The sequence below is a fragment of the Pseudodesulfovibrio alkaliphilus genome, from assembly GCF_009729555.1.
GTDB lineage: Bacteria > Desulfobacterota > Desulfovibrionia > Desulfovibrionales > Desulfovibrionaceae > Pseudodesulfovibrio > Pseudodesulfovibrio alkaliphilus.
Genome location: NZ_WODC01000006.1, coordinates 148,976 through 160,629, shown reverse-complemented (window position 1 = coordinate 160,629; position 11,654 = coordinate 148,976). Strand labels below are relative to the sequence as shown.

General features: G+C 62.4%; 11 protein-coding genes. 5 read left to right on the top strand and 6 right to left on the bottom strand.

Annotated elements, in window-relative coordinates:
• The first annotated feature begins 184 nt into the window (after positions 1-184).
• A complete protein-coding gene (locus GKC30_RS10455) occupies positions 185-622 on the top strand; it encodes an RT0821/Lpp0805 family surface protein (RefSeq protein WP_155934672.1) in 438 nt (145 codons plus the stop codon).
• A 109-nt stretch (positions 623-731) separates the two neighbouring features.
• Here the strand turns inward: GKC30_RS10455 and GKC30_RS10450 are convergent, their stop codons facing one another.
• The 3 genes from GKC30_RS10450 to GKC30_RS10440 all read right to left on the bottom strand — a co-directional run bounded on the left by GKC30_RS10450 (position 732) and on the right by GKC30_RS10440 (position 4,305).
• Entirely contained in the window at positions 732-1,493 is a 762-nt protein-coding gene (locus GKC30_RS10450) for a septal ring lytic transglycosylase RlpA family protein (RefSeq protein WP_155934671.1), read from the bottom strand.
• Between the two features lie 165 nt (positions 1,494-1,658).
• Positions 1,659-3,068, bottom strand: a complete 1,410-nt coding sequence (gene aspA / locus GKC30_RS10445) for an aspartate ammonia-lyase (protein ID WP_155934670.1) — start codon at positions 3,066-3,068, stop codon at positions 1,659-1,661.
• A 7-nt stretch (positions 3,069-3,075) separates the two neighbouring features.
• The gene (locus tag GKC30_RS10440) at positions 3,076-4,305 is read right to left on the bottom strand and encodes an aromatic amino acid transport family protein (protein WP_155934669.1); all 1,230 of its coding nucleotides are present in this window, start codon (positions 4,303-4,305) and stop codon (positions 3,076-3,078) included.
• 175 nt (positions 4,306-4,480) lie between these two features.
• On the opposite strand from GKC30_RS10440, the gene typA reads away from it, so the two are divergent.
• Both typA and GKC30_RS10430 read left to right on the top strand, forming a co-directional pair.
• On the top strand, positions 4,481-6,322 hold the full coding sequence (gene typA / locus GKC30_RS10435; RefSeq protein WP_155934668.1) for a translational GTPase TypA: 1,842 nt from the start codon (positions 4,481-4,483) through the stop codon (positions 6,320-6,322).
• 455 nt (positions 6,323-6,777) lie between these two features.
• Positions 6,778-7,704: a 4Fe-4S dicluster domain-containing protein gene (locus tag GKC30_RS10430; RefSeq protein WP_155934667.1), complete on the top strand. Its 927-nt coding sequence runs from the start codon at positions 6,778-6,780 to the stop codon at positions 7,702-7,704.
• A 96-nt stretch (positions 7,705-7,800) separates the two neighbouring features.
• Here GKC30_RS10430 and GKC30_RS10425 read toward each other — a convergent pair whose 3' ends face one another.
• Complete coding sequence (locus GKC30_RS10425; protein ID WP_155934666.1) at positions 7,801-8,277, bottom strand: hypothetical protein; 477 nt, start codon at positions 8,275-8,277, stop codon at positions 7,801-7,803.
• A 212-nt stretch (positions 8,278-8,489) separates the two neighbouring features.
• On the opposite strand from GKC30_RS10425, the gene GKC30_RS10420 reads away from it, so the two are divergent.
• Entirely contained in the window at positions 8,490-9,788 is a 1,299-nt protein-coding gene (locus tag GKC30_RS10420; protein WP_155934665.1) for a DUF401 family protein, read from the top strand.
• 86 nt (positions 9,789-9,874) lie between these two features.
• Entirely contained in the window at positions 9,875-10,255 is a 381-nt protein-coding gene (locus tag GKC30_RS10415) for a pancreas/duodenum homeobox protein 1 (RefSeq protein ID WP_155934664.1), read from the top strand.
• 91 nt (positions 10,256-10,346) lie between these two features.
• Here the strand turns inward: GKC30_RS10415 and GKC30_RS10410 are convergent, their stop codons facing one another.
• Together GKC30_RS10410 and GKC30_RS10405 are read right to left on the bottom strand one after the other, a co-directional pair.
• Complete coding sequence (locus tag GKC30_RS10410) at positions 10,347-10,703, bottom strand: SH3 domain-containing protein (RefSeq protein WP_155934663.1); 357 nt, start codon at positions 10,701-10,703, stop codon at positions 10,347-10,349.
• Positions 10,704-10,803: 100 nt separating this feature from the next.
• Positions 10,804-11,643, bottom strand: coding sequence for a DNA polymerase III delta subunit-related protein (locus tag GKC30_RS10405; RefSeq protein WP_155934662.1), 840 nt, complete (start codon positions 11,641-11,643; stop codon positions 10,804-10,806).
• Positions 11,644-11,654: the final 11 nt, after the last annotated feature.

The following is an 11,654-nucleotide window of genomic DNA, read 5'->3' as shown; positions in this document are numbered from 1 at the left end:
GAGCCCGGATACGGGCCTGCGGCGATCCAACAAATACTGCAAGAGACGGGCCTGAAAAGTTTCACAGGGCATGGATACGTCCACGGATTTATGTTAGCTTCACAAAAAAGCACTCCCTCCTTCTGTACAAGGCGGGCGGATTGAGGCTATCATCAAACCAACCTGAAAAAAAGGAAGGTACCCAATGAAACATACCGCGATCATCGCCCTTCTCATCTGCTTCCTGACCGCTGGCTACGGCTGCGCCAACAAGGCCCAGCAGGGAGCAACGGTCGGCGGCCTGGCCGGCGCCACCATCGGCGCCCTGACCTTCAAGGATAAGCTGCTCGGCGCAGCCGTGGGCGCGGGAGTCGGCGTCCTCATGGGCTATATCGTCGGCAACGAATGGGACAAGCACGACGAGGCCCAGGTCCAGCGCTCCCTGGAAAACAACCGTAGCGGCCAGCCCACCAAATGGACCAACCCTGACACGGGCCACGCCTACACGGCCACGCCCAAGGAGCCTTACATGGCCGACAACCGCATCTACCGCGATGTGGTCATCAAGGACGAAAAGTCCGGCGAGTCCATCATGGCCAAGGCCTGGCGCGACGAAAACGGGGTCTGGCACCTCAAGCAGTAACCGCCCGGCCCCAACCGGAGCCGACAACCGACCGAGACTAAAACAAGCCCGTGCGCAACTCACTCAGCGCACGGGCCTTTTCTTCTCATGCAGCCATCAGAGTCCTGAGTCAGCTGACGATATAACTCGTGGGAAAGGAGCGCTTGAGCCGCTCCAGCACCTGCTCGGCCTTGTCGCGACTGTCGAAACTGCCTGCCTGGACGACGTGCAGCACGGTTCCGTTACGATCCTCCATGCTCACCCGCGCCTCGGGATAACCGCTCTCCACCAGCTGCCGATGAACACGATCGGCATTGGCCCGGACGGCAAAGGCCCCGACCCGGACATGATAATGCTTGACGGCAGCGCCCGCAAGCCGCGTGGCCGAGGGCGCCACGGTGTCTACGGCCTCCACGCGCACCCTGACCACCCCGCGCTCCACCGTGCCCAAATGCCGCGCCGCCCCATAGGACAAATCAATGATCCGCCCGTCCACAAACGGACCACGGTCATTGATCACCAGGGTCAGTGTTCTGCCGTTTTCGAGATTGGTCACACGGACGCGGGTACCCAGAGGCAACAGCTTGTGCGCCGCCGAGATGCCGTACATGTCGTAGATCTGGCCGTTGGCCGTGGGTTTGCCGTGAAAGTCCTTGCCATACCAGGAAGCATGGCCCACTTCGTCGTAGCCGTGGGCCGAAATGAGCGGGTAGTAGGTGCGCCCCATCACCGTATAGGGCCTGGTCTTGGGGTCTGTGGTCGGCTGGACGACCGGCGCATCACGCTGGCTCGGCGGCGTGGAATGGATGCTCTTGGGAAACGGACTCAACGAGGCGCACCCGGCCACCGTCAACAGGCCCAGGCCCAAAGTCAGTGCAATGATCCGACGCATGCTCCCTCCTTGTCCATGGAAGCAGGAATGAGGCGCGGTCAGGCTCGCACCGCCCCTCCGGCCCCGACGGGCATCCGGTACACTCTGGATAATGTCTAGAAAGATAGCGCAAATCCGGGCCAAAGGCAAGAGGGACGCCTCTCGCCAAGCAGACAGCCAGCGCAGCTACCGCCCGAGAACATAACGCGGCCTGACCATGTTCTCGGGCTTGAGGATGTCCTCAAGCTCTTCGCGGCTCAGGTACCCCTTCTCCAGCACGATGTCGTAGACCGAACCGCCGGTTCGCAGCGCCTCCTTGGCGATCTCGGCCGATTTCTCGTAGCCGATATGGGGATTGAGGGCCGTGACCAGACCTATGGAATTCTCCACCAGTTCGCGGCACCGCTCGCGATTTGCCGTGATGCCCGAGACGCACTTGTCGGCCAGGGTCAGGCAGGCGCGCCGGAGCATGTTGATGGTCTGGAAGAGCGACAGGGCGATGACCGGCTCCATGACGTTGAGTTCCAGCTGCCCGGCCTCGCTGGCCATGGACACGGTCACATCAAGGCCGATAACCGCAAAGGCCACCTGGTTGACCACTTCGGGGATGACCGGGTTGACCTTGCCCGGCATGATGGACGATCCGGGCTGCATGGGCGGCAGGTTGATCTCGTTGAGTCCGCACCGGGGACCGCTGGAAAGCAGACGCAGGTCGTTGCATATCTTGGAGAGCTTGACCGCCACCCGCTTGAGCACGCCCGAGAGCTGGACATAGGCCCCGGTATCCTGGGTGGCCTCCACCAGATCCGGCGAGGAGACGAGCTTCAGCGTAGTGATCTCCACCAGCTTCTCGGTCACGGTGCGCGTGTAGTCCGGGTGGGAGTTGAGGCCGGTGCCTATGGCCGTGGCCCCCATGTTGATCTCGAAAATCAGGTCCTCGGCCTCGTCCACGCGCTGCACGTCCTCGCCTATGGTCACCGCCCAGGCCGAGAACTCCTGCCCCAGGGTCATGGGCACCGCGTCCTGCAACTGCGTACGGCCCATCTTGATCACGTCCGCAAACTCCTGTCCCTTGCGCCAGAAGGCTTTGCGCAGATGCTCCATGGCGTCGATCAGCTCGCGCAGATCGAGGATGAGGGCGATGTTCAGCGCCGAGGGATACACGTCGTTGGTGGATTGGGACATGTTCACATCGTTGAGGGGGTGGAGAAATTCATACTGGCCTCGCTGGTGGCCCATCATCTCCAAGGCGCGGTTGCAGATGACCTCGTTGGCGTTCATGTTGGCCGAAGTCCCTGCTCCGCCTTGCAAAACGTCCACCACGAACTGGTCTCGCAGCAGACCCGAGGCAACCTCCTCGCACGCCCTGGCAATGGCCCTGGCCTTGGACTCGTCAAGGAGTCCCAGAGAGGCGTTGGCCCTGGCTGCGGCATGCTTGACATGGGCCAGGGCGGTAATGAACCGGGGATAGTGGGCCATGGTGATGCCCGTGATATGAAAGTTCTCCATGGCCCGCAGGGTCTGGATGCCGTAGTATGCCTCGGCCGGAACACGCATTTCGCCCAAGCTGTCGCGCTCGGTTCTGTACTCGCTCATGATTCTCCTATTGCCCTTGTCGGGCGTTCCAGTATTCGATGTCGGGCGTGATATGGACAAGGCCGGTCATCTGGGCCAGCTCCACAAGCAGGACCAGGGAGAAGACGCAGACAATGACCCATCCGGCCAGCCGTTTGCGCGAGCCGGGCTCCCCCTGACGGATGAGCAGCAATCCAGGCAGGATGCCGAACAGGCTGCCCACGCCCAGTCCGCCGACCACGTTCAAAGCGTCTATGAAGATGTCCGGGTACAAGGCACCCACGGCCAGGGGCGGGACAAAGGCGACGAGCCATACCGCCAGCCGGTTTTTCCCCAGCCGCCCGGCCACGTCGCGCAGGAAACTCAGCATGGCCACCCCGGTGGCCATGTAGGCCGTGGTCATGGCCACCACGGCAAAGGCCACGGACACGTCGACGAAGGCCCTGGTGGCGATGAGACGGCCAAGAGGGACTGTGGCCGGCTCGTTGTGGCTGAAGGCCGAGACGATATCCACGGAATTGGCGGACTCCATGGGCAGGGTCATGAGCACGGCCAGGGTCCAGATGAAGGTCATGACCATGCCAAGGCCGGAGCCGAGCCAGATGGCGCGGGTGATGGACTTTCGGTCGTGACCAAGCACCCGGCACACGGTGGGAATGACGTTGTGGAAATTGAAGGCCACCACCAGGATGGGCAGGGCCGAGGTGAAGAAAACCAGATCGATCCCGCGGACGCCATGGCCCTCGAAGTGCGGCAGGACCATGACCACCATGGCGGCAAAGAGCAGCCACATGATGGTCATGAACACGGTGGCCCCCTTGCGCAGCACCGCGTCGCCAAAGGAGGCGAAGAGCGTGGCGACGCAGAAATAGCCGACCAGGGCGGCCCATCCGGGCACATCAAGCCCCAGCGACCCCACCAGCACCGAGGCGGCCCCGGCGAGGTACGCGGTGAGCAGGCCGTAGAAGATGACCAGGTTGGCAGCCACGCTGACCCACTTGCCCACCGGGCCGAGGACCACTTCGAAGAAGGTGGGGAGGTCCGCGTCCCTGTTCTGTGCCAGGAAGGGCTGGCGGGCGATGATCAACGCGTTGCAGGTCATGAGCGCCCAGATTCCGAGCAGACCGAGCGCAGCGGGCAGCAGTCCGGCCGGGCCGAGGTCGATGGGCAGGGCCAGGATGCCTGCGCCGAGCATGTTGCCGGTGACGATGAGGGAGGTTGTGACGACCTTGCCCGTTGAGGGAGTTCCTTGGGCCATGCGATTCTCCAGATAATGGCGGATTCTGAGTCGCGCCCACGCTATCCGATTTCAGACCGAATTCAAACGAAATTCTTGCACGACACACATTCTCCGCTTGCCAGCCACCACGCTTTCGGCTAACCGCTTGCCTGCGCGTATGCGCCCATTACTATATACCTATGCCGGAGCCCCCATGAGCAGCAGGATCAACAACCAAAAAGTTCGCAATATCGCCATCATCGCCCACGTCGATCATGGCAAGACCACCCTGGTCGACGCCATGTTCAAGCAATCGGGCCTGTTTCGGGAAGGCCAGAGCGTGGATGAACGCATCATGGACTCCATGGACCTTGAGCGGGAACGCGGCATCACCATCGCCGCCAAGAACTGCTCAGTCACCTGGAAGGGCGTGAAAATCAATATCATCGACACTCCGGGCCACGCCGACTTCGGCGGCGAGGTGGAGCGTTCCCTGTCCATGGCCGACGGCGCCATATTGCTGGTGGACGCCTCGGAAGGCCCGCTGCCCCAGACCCGCTTCGTACTCAAGAAGGCCCTTGAGCAGCGGCTGGCCCTCATGGTGGTCATTAACAAGGTGGACCGCCAGGACGCCCGGCCGGATGAAGTGCTCGATGAAATCTACGACCTGTTCATCGACCTCGACGCCCGCGAAGACCAGCTCGACTTCCCCCTGCTCTACGCCGTTGGCCGTGACGGCATCGCCATGAAGACCGCCGAGGAACGGGGCGAGAACCTGCACATCCTGCTGGACATGATCATCGAGAAGGTGCCCGGCCCGGTCCACGATCCTGCCGAACCCTTCCAGATGCTCGTCTCCGATCTCTCCTACTCCGACTACCTTGGCCGACTTGCCATCGGCAGGGTCCACCACGGCAAGGTGCGATCCAACGACGTCCTGGTCTGCCTGCCCGAAAACGGCAAGCCCATCCCCCTCAAGCTGACCAAGCTCCAGACTTACGACGGCCTCAAGGTGACACCCACCGAAACCTGCGAACCCGGCGACATCGTGGTCATCGCGGGCATTGAGGATGTCCACATCGGCGACACCATCTGCACCCGAGAATCCCCCAAGGCCCTGCCGCGCATCACTGTGGACGAACCCACCGTGGCCATGAAGTTCGGCATCAACACCTCTCCCCTGGCAGGCACCGAGGGCAAGCTGGTCCAGGCGGGAAAGATCCGGGAGAGGCTGTTCAAGGAGACCCTGCTCAACGTGGCCATCCAGGTGGAAGAAAGCGAGACACGCGAATCCTTCATCGTCAAGGGACGCGGAGAATTCCAGATGGCCATTCTCGTGGAGCAGATGCGGCGCGAGGGCTTCGAGCTCTCCGTGGGTCGGCCCGAGGTCATCTTCAAGCACGAAAACGGGACCAGGCTCGAACCCATCGAGCACCTCTATGTGGACTGCGACGAGGCGTTCATGGGCATCGTCACCGAAAAACTCTCGTCCCGCAAGGCCAGGATGACCAACATGGTCAACCACGGCACCGGCCGCGTACGCCTTGAGTTCTCCGTGCCCTCGCGCTCCCTCATCGGCTATCGCGACGAATTCCTGACCGATACCAAGGGCACCGGCCTGATGAACTCCTACCTCGAAGGCTACGGCGAATACCGGGGCGACTTCCCCTCGCGCTACACCGGCTCCCTGGTGGCCGACCGCGCAGGCAAGGCCGTGGCCTACGGCCTGTTCAACCTGGAGCCACGGGGACGCATCTTCGTGGTCCCCGGCGACGCCATCTACGAGGGCATGATCATCGGCGAGCACAACCGGGACAACGACATCAACGTCAACCCGGCCAAGGAAAAGAAACTGACCAACATGCGCGCCTCAGGCAAGGACGAGGCGGTCATCCTCACCCCGGTCAAGCCCATGACCCTGGAGTTCGCCCTCAATTTCATCAAGGACGACGAAATGGTTGAGGTCACGCCCAAGTCCATCAGACTGCGCAAGCAACAGCTCTCGGCCCTGGTCCGTCACCGCGAGGATGGCAGGAAAAAGAAGGCCGACGCCTAGGAGGCTGTCGAAAAACGGAGAACTGCGGACGTTAAGCGACTGTAGGCGAGTCTTCGAGCGTACAGAAAGCTCATTCAAAAAGTTCACCAATCCGCAGGACAGCGGATTTGGACGGGGCGAATCAGATCCTCGCGTTCCGGGAGTACTTTTCTGCTCTCATGGTCCGTAAGGCTCGAAGACTCGCCAACGGCTCAAGAGCTTCGGCCTCGTACTTTTTTCGCGCCGAGCATCTCGCCCGTTTTGAACAGCCTCCATGTGGTGACTTTTGCAGCGGTCAGCCAGGCCTAGGCTGACACCGACCCGCCACGCCATGCAACCCGCCGGGGGGAGGTCCGTCCATCGGGCCTCCCCCTTTTTCGCGTGTCGGCCAAATGGACCGGAACCATTGACTTTGGCCTGTGCGCAGGTACACTTTCAATCATCCCGCATCACCTGAAAACCCGGGGCCGACGACCATGCACATCCCCTTCATCAAACCGTCCACCCGCAACTACTTCCGCATGGCCCGCAGCCAGGGCATGCCGCTTTTCGACAGGCTCCACGGCTATGTCTACGGCCGTTTCGCCTACCACTACATCGGCATGGCAGGCGACAAAAAACCCTGGTGGCGTTTCCTGCTGGCTCCGCTGGTGATGCTGCTCAACCGCCACTCCCCCTTCCTGCCCACCAAGGGCAGCAGCACAGGCGATCCAGCCCAGGAAAAACCCACCTTTGCCGACACCTACCACGGCAAGGCCATGCCCCTGGCCGAAGCGAGCAAGCTGGTCAGGCTCGACCGGCCGGTGAGCACCCGCGTTTCGGAACAGGTTCTGCCCTACACCCGCGCCCGGGACATCGTGCTGGCCAACCCGGAGAAGATCGTTCTTCTCGACTGTCCCTGCCGCTCGGGCATGAAAAACCCGTGCACCCCCATTGATGTCTGTTTGCTGGTGGGCGAACCCTTCTGCTCTTTCATGCTCGAACACCATCCCGACAAGACGCGCCAGATCGACGCCGACGAGGCCGTACGCATCCTCAAGGCCGAGAATGCCCGAGGCCACGTGGCCCACGCCTTTTTCAAGGATGTCATACTTGGCCGGTTCTATGCCATCTGCAACTGCTGCGCCTGCTGCTGCGGGGCCATGAAGGCCCAGCGGGCCGGGGTGCAGATGCTCTGTTCCTCGGGCTATCTGGCCGAGGTGGATCAGGATGCCTGCTCTGGCTGCGGCACCTGCGTCCGGTTGTGCCAATTCAAGGCGGTCGGGCTGCGCCAGGGCAAGGCGTTCATTCGGGCAAAGAGATGTATGGGCTGTGGCGTGTGCGAACAGGCGTGCGCCAAAAGCGCCATCACCCTGCGGCTGGCTCCGGAAAAAGGCGAACCCCTGCGGGTGGACGCCCTGTAGGCGATCTCCCTTCACGCAAGAAATCGGCCGGAGCCGACGAGCGGGACAGGCTCGTCGGCTCCGGCCGATTGTGATGCCAACGGCTCGGCGTCCTTGTCAGGCGTTGCCCTTGGGCGTGTCGTCGTCGCCTTTGGCGGCCTGCGCCACGCGGGACATCTGCGCCCGGATGTAGTTCGCCGCCACATCGCCCAGATCAGAACCGGACGCCTTGAGCCCGTGCTCGCGCAGATCGGCGTCGATCTGCCGCTCCATGCGCGCCGATTCGAGAAACATGACATAGGCCAGGACCAGGGCCGCGTTGTTGTCCGCGCTGCCGTCGCAGAGCAGCTCGATGTTGCGAGCGTCCACGGTTTCAAGCAGGCGGTCCACAAACAGGGAAATCCACTTCTCGTACAACTCGCGCATGATGGGCGGAATCAGGTCGGCCACTGTCTCGACCGCATTGCCGGCAGTGCCGGTCACGGCCATGAACTCGGCCAGGGCCTCGGTGCGCCGGGCCTCGTCCTGTTCCTCCACCTTGCTGATGATCACGGAAAAAATGTGCTCTCGAAGTTGCCTGGGGGTCATGGCCATGCTGTCTTGTCTCCCGAATGTCGCCAAAGGGTCGCGCCAATATGGCGCAACAGACTCTATCCCATCCCGCTTCTTCCGGCAAGGGTCGGCGTCTCATTGCCAAAACCCGCTCCACGCCTCAACGCCAGTCCGAAATTCGCCGTTTTCTTTCGTTCGGAATGGGGGTACCACCTTGCCTGGGAACACGCTCAACCCTCCCGGAGGCCCTCAACATGGAATCCCTGCTTCTCAAGCTTGCGCCCTTTCTCAAGATTCTCTTCGCCTTCGCCATCATGCTCGCAGGTATGCGCCTCAAGGTGGGCCTTGGACTGTCCATCCTGACCGGCGGGATCATCCTCGGCCTGACTTTCGGCATGGCGCCCATGCCCATCGCCCTGACGGGCGCGGCTGCCCTGGGCCAGAAAAGCTTCCTCTTCCTCGCGGCCATCGTCGGACTGATCCTCGTCCTCTCCGACGCCATGGAACGCTCGGGCCAGTCGGCCAGGTTGATGGAGGCGCTCTCGGGCTACCTGACCAGCCCCCGGCTGAGGCTGGTTTTCTTCCCGGCCCTGATCGGACTTTTGCCCATGCCCGGCGGGGCGGTCTTCTCCGCGCCCATGATCAAGACCGTGTCCGAAAGCATGAGCATCACAAACAGCGACCGGGCCGTGCTCAACTACTGGTTCCGCCACATCTGGGAGCTTTGCTGGCCGCTGTACCCCGGCATCATCCTGACTGTGGCCCTGGCCGACATCACCCTCATCGAACTGATCTCCAAGACATGGCCGGGCACTCCCGTCATGCTCCTGACCGGGTGGTTCTTCTTTCTGCGGCCCGGCGTCCTCGGCGCCGGGGACATCGCAGTGGCCGTCCCGCAAGCCGGCCCCGGCAAACGGGCCGCCCTGCGCCAGGGACTGCCGCTGCTCATCGCCATCTGCGGGGCCATAGGGCTGGAGAGCGCCATCGCCGCCCTGACGCCGAACATCGCCTTCGAGTGGGGGGTGCTGGCCGCCCTGGCTGCGGCCGTAACCTGCGTCATGGTCCAGAACACCCAGCTCGGTCTGCCCTTCCTCAAGCAGGTGCTGGCCAAGAAGTCGCTGTGGTCCATGCTCTTCGTCATCGTGGCCGTCTTCATCTTCAAGGACATCATGCAGGTCTGCGGGGTGGTGGAGGAGATGTCACGCGCCGCGGGCGGCGGGGCCGCGCTCATCGCCTCGGCCACCTTCCTGCCTTTCCTGGTGGGCATGGTGGCGGGAATCAACGTGGCCTTCGTGGGTGCCACATTCCCCCTGCTGCTCGGCGTGCTGAACACCCTGGGCATGCAGGACCAGACCATCCCCTATCTGGTGCTGGCCAGCTTCTGCGGCTTCACAGGAGTCATGATCTCCCCCATCCACATCTGCTTCGTGCTCACCTGCCAGTATTTCAATTGCGATCTGGCGGGCACCTGGCGCAAGGTGGTCTGGCCCTCCATAGCATTCCTGCTCTCGGGGGGCGGTGTGTTCTGGGTTTTGCTGACACTCTCCGTCTAGCGCGAAAGCCCTTGAAGGCCACGTTGATTTTTTGTAGAGAACTCGTTGCTGCACATCTGTACACACAAGCACACTGGAGAAACGGCATGGGTCATTATCAGGATGTCTTCACCCGGGAAAAACTGGCGGAGCTTTTTCCTCCCGACCGCACCGAGCAATTCTTCGAAGCCCTGTTCGGCGATGCCGAGGAAGGAAGCTACACCATCGAACTCGGCTACTCCGGGGGCTGTGACACCAGATTGCAGTTCGAACTGCGGCTTTTGCAACGGCCGGGCAAATGTCTGGCCTGCAACCTGACCTATGGCCTGCCCCAGGTCTTTTCGCGCCATCCCATCATCAACGTGTCCGGCATAGCCGAGGCCGTGGCCCAGGCCACGGGCAAGGGCAACGCCTCCTGGAAGCTCGGTGCCACCCGCGAGGTATCGGCCACCCTGCACGTCATCCCCCTGCTCATCGAAGTGGCCTGACAGACGGCCCGCTGCCCATCAAGAATAATCAAAGGCGCTTCCCGCGAAGCGCCTTTTCCTTTGCCCCCGAACCGACCCATGGTAAAAGCTTTCATTCGCTGACGGGTTGCAAATTTTCCAAGGGCACCCATCCTTCAGTATTTGCGGCGGCATGCCGACACCAAACCCATCCGTTCAGTTTTCGCGCCCCGATCAGCACGTCGCCCTCGTCCACGTCCAGTTCCATGGCGGTATAGTCTTCCAGGGCCTGAGCACCACCGCCTTCTGTGCGTTCAATGATCTGCCGAGGCACCCAACCGCCTTCGTGTCCGGGAATGGTGCAATAATACCAGTCCTCCCAATCTTCTGGCCCTTCATACTTTTCCCCGATGATGATGAAGGCTCCCTTTTTAAGCTTGATGGGATTGGGAAACTCGCTTCGATGGGCTTTGACGACGAGATAATTCAAGGGAGGCTCCTTTTCTGAAAAACAAATAGCCAGACCGCCAGGCCCGCTCCTCCAGCTTCACTGCCCTTTTAGACCCATGTCGTGATGAAGTGGGATACCCCTAGACCATGCGTGTCGCAACCCAGTCGAGGACCATGGCCGGATTGACCGGCACCTGGGTATTCAGGGCATCCTGGGCTTGGTCGAGGGCCAGGCCGATGCGGCGCAGGCCGCGAGAATCATAGGTGCGGGCCAGACTGGCCGAAAGCGGTGTGGCGCACGAGCCGGAAAGGGCCTCGCGCAGTTCGCGCTGCATACCCAGCACCACCCGCATGGCCAGATGCCGGTCCACCGCCCCCTTGGTCGAGGTGCGCTCGAACCACCCCCGGCCCGACTGCCAGAACCCCGCCATGGCCGCGGTCCACTCCGCGATCTCGGGATCGTTCTCGCGAATGTCCGGCCACGACAGCGTGATCACCCAGGACCGCGAGACCAGGGTTTCGAGCAGGCGTTCGCGCTGGGGCGCGGCCAGGACAAAGACATTGCCCGGCCGGGGCTCCTCCAGCGACTTGAGCAAGGCGTTGGCCGCCTCGGTCATGAACATCTGAGCCTCGGCAAAGATGGTCACGCGCCAGCCGTCGCCGTGGGGCGGCTGGCCCCAGGTGGAGCGGCGTTCGCGCACGGATTCCACCTTGATCAACCCCTCGCGGCCGTCAAAAAAGAGCAGATCGTTGAAGGCGAGATCCGCGATCTGGCGACATGCCGGGCACTGACCGCAGGGAACCGAGCCGGTCGCGCAGTTGAGGCGCATGGCCCAGTACAAGGCAAGGGCGACGCGGCTGTCCGCGTCGCCGCCCTCAATGACGATGGATTGCGGGGGATCGTTGGCGATGGCGTTCAGACGCCTCACTGCATGTTCCTGCCCGGCGAGGGCGGCCAGCGGGTCGGCGTGGGAAATCATCGCGCCCTCGA